Below are 17,512 nucleotides of genomic sequence, written 5' to 3' on the forward strand. Positions count from 1 at the left end.
TTAATATTTAGAGGAAAGTTCACAAAAGCTTTCCTCTTTATAAACTTTATAAAACCATTATGAAAAAAGCACTTTTAATCACATTTCTTATTACCCTTTGTAATCAAGTTAGTTTTGCCCAAAATCAAACCACAGTTGTAACCATAAAAAATAATGCTGATGCTCCGGTAATCAACAAAAACATTTACGGACATTTTGCTGAACACTTAGGACGCTGTATCTACGGCGGATTTTTTGTTGGAGACACTTCAAAAATACCAAACACAAAGGGGGTAAGAAATGATATTATTGTCGCTTTAAAAGAGTTGAAAATTCCGAATTTAAGATGGCCTGGTGGATGTTTTGCTGATACCTACCATTGGAAAGACGGAATTGGACCAAAAGAACAAAGACCAACAATTGTAAATAAATGGTGGGGCGGTGTAACAGAAGACAACAGTTTTGGAACTCACGATTTCTTGAATATGTGTGAACTTCTAGGAGCAGAACCTTATTTGTCAGGAAATGTTGGAAGCGGAACTGTTCAGGAATTAGCGGATTGGGTTCAGTACACGAATTTTGGAGGTAAAAGTCCGATGAGTGATTTGCGTCAAAAAAATGGTAGAAAAGAACCTTGGAAAGTTAAATTCTGGGGAGTTGGAAATGAAGCTTGGGGATGCGGAGGAAATATGACAGCCGAATATTACGCTGGAGAATACAGAAAATTTGCAACATTCATGTCGGATTGGGAAAACACTGGAGGATTGACTCGCATTGCGTCAGGTTCAAACAGTGCCGATTATAATTGGACAGAAGTTTTAATGAAAAATATTCCGCTGAATATGTTAGGCGGTGTTGGAGTACATCATTATGCGGTAATTGAATGGGCTAAAAAAGGTGATGACAGAGATTTTACTGAAGAAGGTTATTTCAAAACAATGAAATCGGCTTTAAAAATGGAAGAGCTTGTTACAAAGCATTCTGCAATAATGGACAAGTACGATCCTCAGAAAAAAGTTGCCATGATGGTTGACGAATGGGGTGGCTGGTACGAAGTGGAGAAAGGAACAAATCCTGGATTTTTATATCAGCAAAATACAATGAGAGACGCAGTTTTGGCTGGAGCAACTTTGAATATTTTCAACAACCATGCAGACAGAGTTAAAATGGCAAACTTGGCACAATGTGTAAATGTTTTGCAGGCCGTAATCTTAACAGACAAAGCAAAAATGATTACAACGCCAACCTATCACGTTATGAAAATGTACAGTGTGCATCAGGATGCAAAATTATTGCCAGTAAGTTTTACTTCTCCAAATTACACTTTTAACGGAGAAATACTTCCTGCAGTTTCGGCATCAGCTTCAAAAGATAAAAACGGTGTAGTTCACATTTCATTAGTGAACGTTGATGCAAAAAACAAAAACAAAATAGAAATTGATGTTAATGAGCTTGGCGTTAAAACTTTTACAGGAACAGTTTTAACATCAGCTAAATTACAAGATTATAATTCATTTGATACACCAAACAAAATTGTTCCAACAGTTTTTAAAGGTTTCGAAAACAAAAAAGGAAAACTTGAAATCACAATTCCTCCTTTCTCAGTTGTTGTTTTAGAAGGAAAATAAAAAGATAAAAACATGAAAAAATCAAATTCCATTCTAAAAATAATGCCGTATATCGGAATGTTTTTAGGCGCGTTATTGGTGTTTGGCTGTTCAAGCGACAGTCCCGATACGCCTGTAACTCCAGATCCGCCTGTCGTTGTAGACCCGCCAGTGGTTACGCCGGCTTTTCCGGGACCAACTTATGCAGATAATTATACTTCAATTTCAGCTTGGGGAAGCAGATCGCAATGGAATTTAGCCAACGTGCATGATCCATCAGTAGAAAAATCAGGAGAATATTATTATATGTATCAAACGGATGCTTCTTATGGAAATGCGCATGAAGGCAACGGACATTTTTTCTACAGAAGATCAAAAGATTTAATCAATTGGGAATTTATGGGATCTTCAATGACTACAGCTCCAGCTTGGGTAAAAGATTCTTTGAACAACAAAAGGGCAAGAATGAATCCGGCGCTTCCTCCAATCGCAAATCCGAGTTATGGCTATTGGGCACCTTGCGTTCGTAAAGTCGGAAACAAATTCAGAATGTATTACAGCATTGTGGTTACCAATCCAATTACAGGAACAGACACCAATACATCTTGGTCAGAACGCGCTTTTATTGGTTTGGCCGAAACTGATGATTTGGCTTCAAACAATTGGGTTGACAAAGGAATGGTGGTTTGTTCTGAGCCAGACGGCGTAAAAAGTTACGTTCGAAATGGTGGAAATGATTGGGATGCTTATTTTAAATTCAACGCCATCGACCCAAGTTTTATCCAGACTCCAGAAGGTGATCAATATTTAATTTATGGTTCTTGGCATTCTGGAATTGCGGCTTTAAAACTGGATCCAGCGACAGGAAAACCAGCTAAATTAAAAACAATCGACGATTATGGAGTACGAATTGCTGGTCGCGGAAACGTGAGCACAAACCGTTGGCAAGCACTTGAAGGACCAGAAATTATCTATAATCCAGATACACAATATTATTATTTGTTTTTGGCTTATGATGAATTATCAGTTGCTTATAATACTCGTGTCGCTCGTTCGAAAAACATTTTAGGTCCTTATCTGACTATCAGCGGAAGCAGTATTACAACCGGAGCAGAATGTTATCCAATGGTAACGCATCCGTATCAATTTAAAAATCATACAGGCTGGGTGGGATTTGCACATTGTGCCGTTTTTCAAAATCCAGATACAAAACAATGGTATTATGCTTCTCAGGCGCGTTTGCCAGAAGGTGTTCCTGGAATTGCAGTTTCAAATGCAGTAATGATGGGACATGTTCGTGCCATTCAATGGACAGAAGATGGCTGGCCAGTTGTTGAAGCAGAACGTTATGCAGGTGTTCCAGCAACAACAATTACAGAAGCAAATTTCATTGGAACTTGGGAACAAATTACAATGAATTACCAATACAAAACCATGCAGAAAGCAGGAACAATTTATTTGACCGCTGATAAAAAAGTAAGCGGTGACGCAACAGGAACTTGGTCGTATGACAGCACTAAAAAATCCTAACAGTTAATGGTGTAAAATGCAACGTTTCTGATTCTTGGGATTGGGAATTAGCAACCAGAAAAGTAACCTTGAGTTATTCTGGATATACAGGAGCTGGATTGCCAGTTTGGGGTAAAAAGATTAATTAGAAAATTAGAAAATTAGAAAATTAGAAAATTAGAAAATTAGAAAATTAGAAAATTTCAATTTTTAAAATTCTTTAATAAAAATCTGCTCAATCTGCGAGAGAAAAAATAAGCCACAAATTGCACAAATTTCCACAAATTATAATTCGAGAAAATTTGTGCATCCCGATAGCTATCGGGAGTGGCAAAAAAAATGATAATGAAGAACCTATTTACAAGCCTTTCTATTTTGTTTTTATCGATAGCAGGAACTGCACAATCGATAAAATTCAATAATCCAATTATTAAGGATCAATATACAGGCGATCCTGCGGCATTGGTTTACAAGGACAAAGTGTATTTATACGCTGGTCATGACGAAGCGCCAAATGATTTTAATTTTTATAAGATGAACGAATGGGTTGTGTATTCTTCATCGGATATGAAAAAATGGGAATCGCATCCGGTGCCATTAAAAGTAACCGATTTTAAATGGGCAAAAAGCGATGCGTGGGCTTCGCAGGTAATTGAAAGAAACGGAAAATTTTATTGGTTTGTAACAGTTGAACATGGAACAATTCCAGGAAAATCAATCGGTGTTGCAGTTTCAGATAGTCCGACAGGGCCTTTTAAAGATGCTTTAGGAAAAGCTTTAATTACAAATGACATGACCAAATTTACCGATATAAGCTGGGACGATATCGACCCCACAGTTTATATCGATAATGACGGACAAGCTTATTTGTTTTGGGGAAATACCGCTTGTCATTATGCTAAATTAAAGGAAAACATGACGGAAATAGATGGAGAAATTCATCATATAAAACTTCCAAATTATACCGAAGCACCTTGGATTCACAAACACAAAGATTGGTATTATTTGTCATACGCATATGAATTTCCAGAAAAAATTGCCTATGCCATGAGCAAATCAATAAATGGACCTTGGGAATTTAAAGGAATTTTAAACGAATTGGCCGGAAACAGCAATACAAATCATCAGTCGATAATTGATTTTAAAGGACAATCGTATTTTATTTATCATAATGGAGCGTCAATTCCGCACGGAGGAAGTTTCAGAAGATCAGTTTGCGTTGATAAATTGTATTATAATAAAGATGGAACAATGAAACGAGTTGTAATGACATCTGAGGGAATACAATAGTTTTCAGTCACAGTCGCAGTTTTCAGTTTGGATTCAGGAACTGCTTATATGTTCTGATAAAGTTTTCAATTAAGGTTTAAACTTAAATTTTCTTATATCACTTATATGGTTTACAAAAATATAAAACATGCACTTTCTGGTTTTTTGATGTTGATTGCATCAGCTTCATTTGCGCAGGAAATTGTAGTTCACGATCCGGTTGTCATCAAACAAAAAGACACTTATTATTTGTATTGCACCGGAAACGGAATCAGTGTTTTTAGTTCAAAAGATTTAAAAAAATGGGACAAGCAACCGCAGGTTTTCAAAGAAAAACCCGTTTGGGCAGATGGCGTTGCGGCCGATTTTAAAAATCATATTTGGGCACCGGATATTTCATTGCATAATAACGTTTATTACCTGTATTATTCGGTTTCGGCTTTCGCCAAAAATACTTCGGCAATTGGCGTTGCGACTAACACAACTTTAGATCCAAAGGATAAAAATTACAAATGGGTCGATCAAGGAATTGTGATTCAGTCACAGCCAAATCGTGATATGTGGAATGCCATTGACCCGAATTTAGTTTTTGATGAAAATAACACACCTTGGCTTTCATTCGGTTCTTTTTGGGAAGGATTAAAAATGGTGAAATTAAATCCAGATTTAAAATCAATTGCACAACCTCAGGAATGGCATACGATTTCAAAACGTAAAAGAACTTTCGAATTAGCCGATTCTGATCCCGGCGATGGCGCGCTTGAAGCTCCATTTATCTTTAAGAAAAACGGATATTACTACCAATTTCTTTCTTGGGATTTATGTTGTCGCGGAGAAAAAAGCACGTATAAAGTTGTCGTTGGAAGATCTAAAAACGTAACCGGACCTTATGTTGATAAAGATGGAAAATTATTAACCGAAGGCGGTGGGAGCATAGTAGTTCAGGGCGACGAAAATTACTTTGGCGTAGGCCATAACAGCGCTTATACTTTTGATGGAAAAGATTATATTTTTTATCACGCCTACGAAAAAAATCAAACGGAACACCAAGATTAGTAGTCAAAGAAATGCAATGGGATGCTGATTTATGGCCGATTTTAAAATAGAATAATCCAATACAATGAAAAAATTTACTTTTCCAATTATTACAATTTTCCTCTCGCTTTTGATTTTTATTTCTTGTAAAGAAACAAAAAACAGTGCAGTGCAGTCAAATGACAAAACTTCGGTATTAAAAGCAGGATATCAAATTGAACCGGTCAACATCCAAAATGTAAAACTGAATGATTCTTTTTGGTTGCCAATTATAAAAAGAGTGCAAGAAGTTACGATTGCTTATGCTATTCAAAAATGTAATGAAGAAGGACGTTTTGAAAATTTCTTAATCGCAGGAAAACAAAAAACAGGAACAGTTAGAGGCGAAATGCCTTTTGATGATACTGATGTTTACAAAATTATCGAAGGCGCATCAAACACCTTAATTTCTGCTCCAAATCCAAAATTAGAAAAGGTATTAGATTCGTTGATTTCCATTGTAAAAATCGGTCAAGAAGCCGATGGTTATTTGACAACTTGGAGAACCATAAATCCAGCAAAACCGCCAGCAACTTGGGTTCCGGTTATAGAAGGAAAACGTTGGGAATCGTTACAAATAAGCCACGAATGCTACAACGCAGGGCATTTAATCGAAGTCGCTGTAGTGCATTACGAAGCAACTGGAAAAAGAAATTTCCTTGATATCGCCATCAAAAATGCCGATTTATTTGTGAAAACTTTTGGAGATGGGCCAGGTCAGGTAAAAGGAGTTCCGGGACATCAGATTATTGAAACGGGTTTGATCAAATTATATCAAATTACTGGAAAAGAAGATTATCTAAAACTGGCGAAATACTTTTTGGACAATCGTGGCAATCCAAACAATCATAAATTATATGGAGAATATGCACAAGATCATATTCCGGTAATTCAGCAGAATGAAGCTGTTGGACATGCTGTTCGTGCGGTTTATATGTACGCCGGAATGACCGATATTGTCGCAATGACAAAAGACAAATCATATGAAAATGCCGTAAACAATTTATGGAATAATATGGTGAACAAAAAAATGTACATCACAGGTGGAATTGGTTCAAGACACGACGGCGAAGCTTTTGGAACAAATTATGAGCTTCCAAATCTAACCGCTTACAATGAAACTTGCGCGGCAATTGGCGATGTATATTGGAATCACAGATTGCATAATTTATACGGAAAATCGGAGTATTTTGATGTCATCGAAAGAACGATGTACAACGGATTAATTTCGGGAATTTCATTGACCGGAAAAGAGTTTTTCTATCCAAACGCATTGGAAGCTGATGGCGTTTATAAATCTAACAGAGGTTCTTGCACGCGTCAGGCTTGGTTTGACTGTTCTTGCTGTCCTACGAATTTGATTCGTTTTATTCCGGCAATTCCGGGATTGATTTATTCGAAAACAAATGATGTTTTATACGTAAATTTATATGCCTCAAACAGCGCTTCTTTCAAATTAGGAAAAACAGATTTACAGATTTCACAACAGACAGGATATCCTTGGAACGGAAAAGTAGCAATTGCTGTTAATCCAAAAAAGAAAGCCAATTTACGATTAAACTTCGCGTTCCGGGCTGGGCTAGAAATGAGGTTCTGCCGGGGGATTTATACTCTTATAAAAAAGCTTCGACTCAAAAAACTACTATTACTGTAAATGGTGAAGCTGTTGCGATTCAGCCAGAAAATGGATATTACAACGTGACAAGAAATTGGAAAAAAGGAGACAAAATCGCCCTTAATTTCCCAATGGAAGTTCAGGAAGTTCAAACCAATTCAAAAGTGGAAAGCAACAAAAACAAAGTTTCTTTAGAGTACGGACCAATCGTTTATGCAGTTGAAGAAATTGACAACAAAACAAATTTTGATCAAATAAATGTAGCTTCTGGAGATGCTTTCAAAGTAAAAAAAGAAGCGAATTTATTAAATGGCGTAAATGTAATCGAAAACGAAAAATTCAAAGCAATTCCATATTATTCTTGGTCAAACCGTGGCGTTGGAAAAATGAAAGTTTGGTTGGATTATAAGAATTGAGAAAATAGATAAAAGAAGCAAGAAGCAAGATAAATATAGCCACAGATTAAAGGATTAAAAAGATTAAAAATAAATCTGTCTAATCTGCAAAATCTGCGAGAAACAAAAAATAAAAACCCGTTTTAACCCGCGTCATCCGCGTGCCATAAAACACATTAATTATAAAAAAATGAAGTCCAATTTAATTACAAAAATTACCCTTTGCGGTTTATTGCTGAGCGGCTGTTTATGCATCGGCACAAAAAAATAATCTTCAAGTTGATGTTGCCAAAACAGTAACAAAAATTCAGCCTACCATGTACGGAGTGTTTTTTGAAGATATCAATTTTGCCGCAGATGGCGGTTTGTATGCCGAAATGATCAAAAACAGATCTTTCGAATTTCAGTTTCCATTAATGGGATGGAATCAGCCTAAAAGCGACCGTCATAAATTAAACACCGAATCAGGAATTGCAAATGTGATTCAGTATTCTCAAAAAGGAACCAATCATAATTACTGCCGAGTTACAATTAATGATGCAAATGGTTATCAATTAATTAACGAAGGTTTCAGAGGAATGGGAATCAAGAAAGATTTAAAGTACAATTTGACTTTAAAAGCTTCACAGATTTCAGGAAATATTTCGAAAATCAAATTTCAATTTATTGATAAAGACAATAAAGTGTTAGGAGAAACTTCGGTTACACCAACATCAAAAGATTGGTCAAATTATTCGGCTCAATTGGTTTCGACAGCAACAGAAGCAAAAGCAAAATTGAAAATCACTTTTGAAGGAAATGGCGTAATTGATTTAGACAATATTTCCTTATTTCCAGAAGAGACTTGGGCAGGAAGAAAAAACGGACTTCGTAAAGATTTAGTGCAATTATTATACGATTTAAAACCAGGATTTTTGCGTTTCCCTGGCGGATGTATTGTTGAAGGAAGAACTTTGGCAGAACGTTACCAATGGAAAAAATCAGTAGGAAATGTTGAAGACAGAGAAACGGCAGTAAACCGTTGGAATATGGAATTTTCACACCGTCCGGCACCGGATTATTTCCAGAGTTTTGGTTTAGGATTTTTTGAATATTTTCAGCTTTCAGAAGATATCGGCGCTTCTCCGCTTCCAATTTTGAGTTGTGGAATGGCGTGCCAATTTAATACAGGAGAATTAGTTCCGATGGATCAAATCGATCCGTATGTTCAGGATGCTTTAGATTTAATTGAATTCGCAAATGGTGGATCAGAAACCGTTTGGGGTAAACTTAGAACTGATATGGGACATCCAAAACCATTCAATTTAAAATTCATTGGAGTTGGTAACGAGCAATGGGGACCAGATTATATCGAGCGTTTCAAAGTATTCCAAAAAGCAATCAAAGCTAAATATCCAAACATTACAATTGTTTCAGGAACAGGACCTTTCCCTGACGGAGATTTTTATGATTACGGCATGAAAGAATTGAAAAAACTAAACGCTGAAATTGTTGACGAACATTATTACAAAGATCCAGCTTGGTTCCGTAAAAATGTAACGCGTTATGACAATTATGATCGTAAAGGACCAAAAATTTTTGCTGGAGAGTATGCGAGCACAAAGCGTAGCAATTGCAAGTCCGGAAAACAAAAACAACTGGGAATGTGCTTTCTCAGAAGCGGCTTTCATGACCGGAATGGAACGTAATGCTGAGGTAGTTCAACTGACTTCTTATGCACCTTTATTGGCTCATGTTGAAGGCTGGCAGTGGACACCAGATATGATTTGGTTCAACAATTTACAGTCATATGGAACGCCAAATTATTATGTTCAGAAATTATTCTCTAATAATAAAGGAACTGATTTAATCAACATTACAAAAGACGGAAAAGCAGTTACGGGACAAAATGATTTGTTTGCATCAGCAGTAAAAGACATAAATACAAAAGAGGTAATCTTGAAAATTGTAAATGCATCGGCATCATCTCAAAATGTTTCAATTGATTTAAAAGGAGCAAAATTAGACTCAAAAGGAACAGCTGTAATTTTAAAAGGTGACGGAATAAATGATGAAAATTCTTTTGAAGCTCCAACCAAAATTAGCCCAAAAGAAAGTGAATTTAAGGTAAACGGAAGCAAAGTTCAATATGATTTCCCAGCTTATTCAGTTACAGTTTTGAAAATTAAGATGAAATAATCGCAACAGAATAAATGTAAAACAAACATTTATATTCTGTTTTAGCCATAATTGCTTGTTTTGATGCATTATTTGTAAAAATTCAAAAGCTGATCTTTGTTAAGTGTTTTTTATACACTTATTAATTTATAATAATTATATTTGTCATTATTAAAAACAAATTTAGAATGAAAAATTACGTAATAGGATTGGACTACGGAACAGATTCTGTTCGAGCGGTGCTAATAGACACTGAAAATGGGCAAGAGCTGGCATCGAACGTTTCTCATTATAAAAGATGGAAAAACAAGCAATATTGTGACGCTTCAATAAATCAGTTTCGTCAGCATCCTTTGGATCATATTGAAGGGCTGGAAATTACGATTCAGAATGTTATAAAAGAAAGTAAAGTTGATCCTTCATTAGTTAAAGGAATTTGTATTGACACGACTGGATCTTCTCCCGTGCCGGTTACAAAAGACGGAACGCCATTAGCATTGACAAAAGGTTTTGAAGAAAACCCAAATGCGATGATGGTTTTATGGAAAGATCATACTTCGATAAATGAAGCAAACGAAATCAACGAACTGGCAGTAAGCTGGGGCGGAGAAGACGTTACTAAATACGTTGGCGGAATTTACTCATCAGAATGGTTTTGGGCAAAAATACTTCACATTGCAAGACAAGATGAAGCCGTTCGAAATGCGAGCACACACTTGGATGGAGCACTGCGATTTAATGACGTATTTATTAATCGAAGATAAAGATTTAAAAACCTTCAAAAGAAGCCGTTGCGCCGCAGGTCACAAAGCAATGTGGCACACAGACTGGAACGGATTACCTCCAGTTGAATTCTTAGAAAAATTACATCCATATTTAGCACAACTTCGTGGTAATTTATATGATGAAACGTATACATCTGATTTATCTGCTGGAAATTTAAGCAAAGAATGGGCAGATCGTTTAGGACTTTCTACAGAAACAGTTGTGGCTGTTGGAACTTTCGACGCACATTCTGGAGCTGTTGGAGCTAAAATCGGAGAAAATACTTTAGTTCGCGTTATGGGAACTTCAACTTGCGATATTCTGGTTGGTTCTTATGATGAAGTGGGAACAAAAACCGTTCGCGGTATTTGCGGTCAAGTTGACGGTTCAGTTATTCCAGGCTTTATTGGTCTTGAAGCAGGACAATCTGCTTTTGGCGATTTATTGGCTTGGTACAAAGAATTATTAATGTGGCCTACAGAACATTTATTAGGATCTTCTTCTCTTTTAAATGATGCTCAAAAAGAACAATTAAGAGAAGAATTCAGCGATAAGTTAATTGTAGAATTAACGAAAGAAGCGGAGAAAATTCCAGTTTCAGAAAGCCTTCCAATTGCTTTAGACTGGATTAATGGACGTAGGACTCCAGATGCAAATCAGGAAGTAAAAAGTGCTATTTCAAATTTATCTTTAGGAACAAAAGCGCCTCATATTTTCAAAGCTTTAGTAAACGCAATTTGTTTTGGAGCGAAGAAAATTGTAGATCGTTTTGAAGAAGAAGGCGTAAAAATCGACAGTGTGATCGGAATTGGTGGCGTTGCGAGAAAATCGCCTTTCATCATGCAGACTTTGGCAAATGTTTTAAACAAACCAATTAAAATCGCTTCGTCAGATCAAACTCCAGCGTTAGGCGCGAGCAATTTACGCAGACCGTTGCGACCGGAATTTATCCAAACGTAATCGAAGCAAGCCAAAAAATCGGAAGTGATTTTGACGGAGAATATTTTCCTCAATTAGATAAAGTGGCGGCGTATAACAAACTGCTTATCGCTTACGAACAATTAAGTGTTTTTGCAGACCCAACTATTAAAATATCTCAAAATGAGTTCTCAGTATAAAGATTTAAAACAGGAATGTTACGAAGCCAACATGCAGTTGAATGCATTGAATTTGGTGGTATATACTTTCGGAAATGTAAGCGCTGTTGACAGAAAAAATGGTGTTTTTGCCATTAAGCCAAGCGGTGTTCCGTACGAAGATTTAAAACCTGAAGATATCGTTATTGTCGATTTTGATAATAATGTTATTGAAGGAACGATGCGTCCGTCATCTGATACGAAAACGCACGCTTATTTATACAAACATTGGCCAAATATCGGAGGTGTTGCGCATACACACGCAACTTATTCTGTGGCTTGGGCACAATCACAAAGAGATATTCCAATTTTCGGAACAACGCATGCGGATCACTTAACGGCTGATATTCCGTGTGCGCCCCCGATGGCAGATCATTTAATCGAAGGAAACTACGAACACAATACCGGAATTCAGATTCTGGATTGCTTCAAAGAAAAAATCTTTCTTATGAAGAAGTAGAAATGATTTTAATTGGAAATCACGGCCCATTCGCTTGGGGAAAAAATGTCGCAAAAGCGGTTTACAATAGCAAAGTTCTGGAAGTTGTGGCAGAAATGGCTTACCTGACTTTGCAAATAAATTCAAACGCACCAAGATTAAAAGATTCATTAATTAAGAAACATTACAACCGCAAACACGGAAAAGATTCGTATTACGGACAATAAATAATTTTAGATTTTAGAATGCAGATTTTAGATTTTAGAACCTGCAAACGATTAAACAATTCAACAAATAAACGATTAAACAGCATGATTGATATATCTCAAAAAGAAGTATGGTTTGTAGTAGGAAGCCAGGAATTATATGGTGAAGAAACCCTAAGAAAAGTAGCAGAACATTCGCAGATAATTGCAAAAGGATTAGACGCTTCATCTTCAATTCCAGTAAAAGTGGTTTACAAAGATGTGGTGAAATCACCATCGCAAATTTTAGACGTTTGTTTGGTCGCGAATTCAGAGAAAAACTGTATCGGAATTATTGCTTGGATGCACACTTTTTCACCAGCAAAAATGTGGATTGGCGGTTTGAGTATTTTGAAAAAACCATTATGTCATTTACATACACAATACAATGCTGAAATTCCGTGGGGATCTATTGACATGGATTTTATGAACCTGAATCAATCCGCTCACGGAGATCGTGAATTTGGTTTTATCATGTCAAGAATGCGCAAAAAACGTAAAGTTGTAGTTGGACATTGGGAAGACGAAAGAGTTCAGAAAAAATTAGGAATCTGGTCAAGAGTCGTTTTAGGATGGGACGAACTTCAAAACTTAAAAGTAGCTCGTATTGGAGACAATATGCGTGAAGTTGCCGTAACAGAAGGCGATAAAGTAGAAGCACAAATTCGTTTTGGCGTTTCGGTAAATGGATACGATTCTTCAGACGTTACAAAACATATCGAGAAAGTTACAGATAAAGAATTAAATGATTTATTAGCGGTTTATGAGCAATCATACAATTTAACCGATTCTTTAAAAGAAGGTGGAGCACAGAGAAGCTCATTAGTTGAAGCGACAAAAATCGAATTAGGATTAAGAGCTTTCCTTGAAGAAGGAGGTTTCGGCGCTTTCACAGATACATTCGAAAATCTTGGAGTTTGGAAACAATTACCAGGAATCGCAACACAAAGATTAATGGCCGATGGTTATGGTTTTGGTGGTGAAGGAGACTGGAAAACGGTCGCAATGGTAAGAGCTTTAAAAGTAATGAATATCGGTTTGGAAGGCGGAACTTCTTTCATGGAAGATTACACGTACCATTTCACACCACAAAAATCATACGTTTTAGGATCGCATATGTTGGAAATTTGTCCATCGATTGCTGACGGAAAACCTTCTTGCGAAGTGCATCCTTTAGGAATTGGAGGAAAAGAAGATCCAGCTCGTTTGGTATTTAATTCACCAGCCGGAGATGCAATCAATGTTTCTTTAGTGGATATGGGAACTCGTTTCCGTTTAATTGTAAACGAAGTTGAGGCAGTTAAACCATTGGCAGAATTGCCAAAATTACCAGTTGCAAGAGTTTTATGGGATTGTAAACCAAATCTTGATATTGCGGCGACAGCTTGGATTTTAGCTGGTGGAGCGCATCATACGGTTTACAGCCAGTCATTGACAACTGAATATATGGAAGATTTTGCTGATATCGCTGGAATTGAGCTATTAGTAATTGATGAAAAAACTACGGTAAGAGATTTCAAAGATAAAATTAATGCCAACGAAGCTTATTATCATTTGTTTCAACACGGACTATAAATTAGTCAAAAGTCGAAAGTCATAAAGTCCGAAAGTTTTAGTTACTTTGAAGAAAGACTTTATGACTTTTGACTTTGAGACTTTACTAACTAAAAAATAACCATTTATGAATGTATTAAAACGTTGTGTTTTCGGATTAAGCCTTTTGAGTTTGGTCGCAGTTTCAGTTCAATGTAAAGGCGATAAAAAAGCTGACACAGAAAAAGTTGCAACTGATGAAAAAGCATTAGTTACAATTGACAAATCGGAATATGGAACTACTGCAAAAGGCGAAAAAGTAGAGAGCTATAAATTGAAAAACCAAAACGGGATGGAAGTTGACATCATCACTTTTGGCGGAAGAATTACAGATTTGAAAGTGCCGAATAAAGAAGGCGTTTCAGAAAATGTAGTAATCGGATTCAGTTCTTTGGCACAATACGAAAAAGAAAATCCATTTTTTGGAGCTTTGATAGGAAGATACGGAAACCGAATTGCAAAAGGTAAATTTTCATTAGACGGAAAAGAATATCAATTGGCAATCAACAATGCGCCAAATGCTTTACATGGTGGTCCGCAAGGCTACTTTAACGTGGTTTGGAAAGCAGATGAGGTTAAATCTGGAGAAACAGCTTCTTTAAAATTATCTTATGTAAGCAAAGATATGGAAGAAGGATATCCTGGAAATCTGAAAGTTTTTGTGACTTATACATTGACAAATGACAATCAGTTGGAAGTTTTATACGAAGCAACAACAGACAAGAAAACAGTTGTCAACTTGACACAGCATTCTTATTTTAATTTATCTGGAGACTTTACAAAAACAATCTTAGATCACGAATTGACTTTAAATGCAGATAAATTAGTTCCGGTTGACGCTACTTTGATTCCGACAGGAAAATTGGATGATGTTGCGGGAACTCCTTTTGATTTCAGAACGCCAAAATTAATTGGAAAAGACATCAATGCTAAAAATGAGCAGTTAGAAAGAGGAAAAGGCTATGATCACTGTTGGGTGTTGAACAATCCTGAAAAAGGAAAAACAATCATTGCAAAAGTATACCACGCAACAAGCGGAAGAGTTATGGAAATGACAACAGACGAACCTGGAATTCAGTTTTACTCAGGAAATTTCCTTGACGGAACTTTGCCAATGCCAAACGGTGGAACTTATGCACACAGAACAGGATTATGTCTAGAAACAGAACATTATCCAGATTCTCCAAACCAGAAAAATTTCCCAACAACGGTTTTAAACCCAGGAGAAAATTATAAAACGAAAACAACCTTTAAGTTTTCTGTTCAAAAATAATCTTTAGAATTTGTTTAGTTAGTTCTAATTCTCTGAAAAACCTCGAAAGTTAATTGGCTTTCGAGGTTTTTTGCTTTTTTCTGCCACGAATTCACGAATTTTAGATTTTGAAAATTTATGAAATTATACTTTATGTATGTTTCAATTTATATAAATTCGTGAGTTCAATTCAATAAATATTTTGAAATTAATGAATAAATATTTTCTACTTATACTGATATTTATATCGCTGAGTTCACTTGTACTTTTTCAAAACTATTCTGAAACCGGATTTTCAGAGGTTTGTTTAGAAACCAGTAAAAGCTTTAAAGAAATTGATCATCATGCGGTTGTTCTTAATGAACAAAAAAGAAAATTTATAAGTCTTTCAGAATTCAGCAAGATTTTGGATCAAATTTCTAAATATGATTTAGATAAAAAAATAAATACAGAATTAAGAAAAGTAAAAGTGAAAAGATAGAAAAGTACAAATGGGAATCTTTGTCAAAAAAAGAAAACCTCATAAGTATAGAAAAACAAATCTTTACTGCAGAAATAGGATGTCCTCTTGGTGATAAAATAGTAAAAAGAAATTTTAGGATTGTTGATTATTTGATAGTAAGAAGGGTTTTTCCAAAAAAATATACTTGCGAATTGGTGAAAATGAAATACAAAAATTATCAATTGATAAGGTAAATTATTTTCCATATTTCGAAGGTCGACTTCTTTGCCTTGATGAAGCTGAAGCAGAATTTGATAAACTGAAATAAGGTGATAGAACGAATTTTGAATCTCGCAAAGGCGATAAGACTCAAAATTTAATTTCTTGGCGACTCTGAGACTTTGCGAGATTAATTCATACAGCATAAAAAAATCTTAACTTAGTTAAATGAAACATCTATTCAAAACACAATTAAGCTGGACTTCAAAACAAATTCCAGAAGAATCATCCAAAAGATTCTATAGTAAAACCCATCAAGTTAAAATTGAAGGAAAGCCAACTTTAGATGTTTCTGCGGCAAAAGCTTTCAAAGGCGATCCATCATTATATAATCCTGAAGATTTGTTGTTGAGCAGTTTGGTTTCCTGCCACATGATGTCGTACTTGTATGTCTGTTCTCAAAATGGAATAGAAGTTTTAGAATATTCAGATAATGCTGAAGCAACCTTAGAAGTAAATCCAGACGGAAGCGGGCGTTTTGTTGAGGTAAAATTATATCCAAAAGTAAAAATCTCAAATTCAGACCAAATAGAATTGGCTTTAGAATTACATCAAAAAGCAAATCAATTGTGTTTTATTGCTAATTCCTGCAATTTTCCGGTTTTGCATAATGCAATTTGTGAAGCAATATAAAAGTAAAACCTCTTCTTTAAAAGAAGAGGTTTTTTTATGCTGTGATTAAGCTAAATTTTCTTCAACAAAACTTTTACAATATTCCTTTATCAATTGTCTTACATTTCTAAATTGCTCCGTTATTTCTAAATCTGTTCCTGATGCTTTTGCAGGATCAGGAAAATTATAGTGAAATTTAAGTGCTTTAGTTGGAAAAAATGGACATCGTTCCTTAGCATTATCACATACAGTTATTACATAATCAAAATCAATATTGGTGTATTCGTCAATATGGTTAGAGGTATGATTTGAAATGTCTATACCGTCTTCTAACATTATTGAAATAGCTTTCGGATTGACTCCATGAGTTTCTACTCCGGCACTGTAAACTACCGCTTTATTGCCTGCAAAATATCTCATATATCCTTCTGCAATTTGGCTTCTGCGACTATTTCCTGTACAAAGTATTAATATTTTCTTTTCCATAATTTTAAACAAACAGCCAAATGATGTTTATGATGCAGAATTTTGGGTCAAAGCCAAAAATGAGTTGCAACACAACAACAGCTGTGGTGATAATAATTGGTTTTTTGTATTTAATAAGTTTTCCTTTCATGTTAGCAACACCCAGAATTTGGAGTACAGCATGAAGAATCATTATTTAATTCGACTAATTTGATTTTTTGTTTTTCAGCTGGAATTCCGCAAGCGTCTTGTGCTAGACAAGCAGTTTTTTTATTTTGAAGAACAAAAGTGTTCCCATTAAATACTAAATCATATTTTCCAATGGTATCGCTTTGATATTCTACTTCGATTTCAAGATCTTCAATATTTAGTTTATCCTCCGAAAGCTGAATGATGTGCAATAATTTAGCAGGTTTTAAGCGATGTTCAAAATCGTTCGCATTCCAAAGCTGAAAATTGACAACTTTTTCGTTTCTAATAACACCACCACAATCGATGAAGTGTTTTGTAATGCTTCCAATTTCAGTTACATGAAAATGTTCAGGTACAAAAGCTCCGTTTTCTAATTGAAATTCAACATTATCTAATGTTGGCAAAATCTGTTTTATTTCTGATAATTTCATTTTTTCAAAGTTTATTTGTTTAATGCAATATTGCGATAATAAATAGTAAAAAAATG

10 protein-coding genes and 4 pseudogenes are annotated in these 17,512 nt (G+C 35.4%); 12 read left to right on the top strand and 2 right to left on the bottom strand.

Features of this window, described 5'->3' with window-relative positions; all coding sequences use genetic code 11:
• The first annotated feature begins 59 nt into the window (after positions 1-59).
• The 12 genes and pseudogenes from ACQ9BO_RS03135 (at position 60) to ACQ9BO_RS03190 (ending at position 16,389) form a co-directional block, all read left to right on the top strand.
• Positions 60-1,607 (top strand): alpha-N-arabinofuranosidase, encoded by a 1,548-nt coding sequence (locus ACQ9BO_RS03135; RefSeq protein WP_431243599.1) that lies wholly within the window; start codon positions 60-62, stop codon positions 1,605-1,607.
• Positions 1,608-1,619: 12 nt separating this feature from the next.
• Complete coding sequence (locus ACQ9BO_RS03140) at positions 1,620-3,116, top strand: arabinan endo-1,5-alpha-L-arabinosidase (RefSeq protein WP_431243600.1); 1,497 nt, start codon at positions 1,620-1,622, stop codon at positions 3,114-3,116.
• 324 nt (positions 3,117-3,440) lie between these two features.
• Positions 3,441-4,385, top strand: coding sequence for a glycoside hydrolase family 43 protein (locus ACQ9BO_RS03145; RefSeq protein ID WP_431243601.1), 945 nt, complete (start codon positions 3,441-3,443; stop codon positions 4,383-4,385).
• Positions 4,386-4,490: 105 nt separating this feature from the next.
• Positions 4,491-5,420 (top strand): arabinan endo-1,5-alpha-L-arabinosidase, encoded by a 930-nt coding sequence (locus ACQ9BO_RS03150; protein WP_431243602.1) that lies wholly within the window; start codon positions 4,491-4,493, stop codon positions 5,418-5,420.
• 64 nt (positions 5,421-5,484) lie between these two features.
• Positions 5,485-7,127 (top strand): annotated as a pseudogene (locus tag ACQ9BO_RS03155) (glycoside hydrolase family 127 protein); the annotation flags it as partial.
• Between the two features lie 9 nt (positions 7,128-7,136).
• Positions 7,137-7,469: a hypothetical protein gene (locus ACQ9BO_RS03160; protein WP_431245058.1), complete on the top strand. Its 333-nt coding sequence runs from the start codon at positions 7,137-7,139 to the stop codon at positions 7,467-7,469.
• A 169-nt stretch (positions 7,470-7,638) separates the two neighbouring features.
• A pseudogene (locus ACQ9BO_RS03165) lies at positions 7,639-9,626 on the top strand (alpha-L-arabinofuranosidase C-terminal domain-containing protein).
• A gap of 167 nt (positions 9,627-9,793) precedes the next feature.
• A pseudogene (locus ACQ9BO_RS03170) lies at positions 9,794-11,488 on the top strand (ribulokinase).
• Positions 11,472-12,172: pseudogene (locus tag ACQ9BO_RS03175) on the top strand (L-ribulose-5-phosphate 4-epimerase). Before ACQ9BO_RS03170 ends, ACQ9BO_RS03175 begins: the two co-directional pseudogenes overlap by 17 nt.
• An 84-nt stretch (positions 12,173-12,256) precedes the next feature.
• Positions 12,257-13,765: an L-arabinose isomerase gene (gene araA / locus ACQ9BO_RS03180; RefSeq protein ID WP_431243603.1), complete on the top strand. Its 1,509-nt coding sequence runs from the start codon at positions 12,257-12,259 to the stop codon at positions 13,763-13,765.
• A gap of 106 nt (positions 13,766-13,871) precedes the next feature.
• The gene (locus ACQ9BO_RS03185; RefSeq protein ID WP_431243604.1) at positions 13,872-15,056 is read left to right on the top strand and encodes an aldose epimerase family protein; all 1,185 of its coding nucleotides are present in this window, start codon (positions 13,872-13,874) and stop codon (positions 15,054-15,056) included.
• Between the two features lie 868 nt (positions 15,057-15,924).
• A complete protein-coding gene (locus ACQ9BO_RS03190) occupies positions 15,925-16,389 on the top strand; it encodes an OsmC family protein (protein WP_431243605.1) in 465 nt (154 codons plus the stop codon).
• Positions 16,390-16,434: 45 nt separating this feature from the next.
• Here the strand turns inward: ACQ9BO_RS03190 and ACQ9BO_RS03195 are convergent, their stop codons facing one another.
• Together ACQ9BO_RS03195 and ACQ9BO_RS03200 are read right to left on the bottom strand one after the other, a co-directional pair.
• Positions 16,435-16,854, bottom strand: coding sequence for an arsenate reductase ArsC (locus ACQ9BO_RS03195; RefSeq protein WP_431243606.1), 420 nt, complete (start codon positions 16,852-16,854; stop codon positions 16,435-16,437).
• A gap of 131 nt (positions 16,855-16,985) precedes the next feature.
• Positions 16,986-17,456 (bottom strand): DUF6428 family protein, encoded by a 471-nt coding sequence (locus ACQ9BO_RS03200; protein WP_431243607.1) that lies wholly within the window; start codon positions 17,454-17,456, stop codon positions 16,986-16,988.
• Between the last annotated feature and the right edge of the window lie 56 nt (positions 17,457-17,512).

This window comes from Flavobacterium sp. P21 (assembly GCF_050632225.1).
GTDB lineage: Bacteria > Bacteroidota > Bacteroidia > Flavobacteriales > Flavobacteriaceae > Flavobacterium.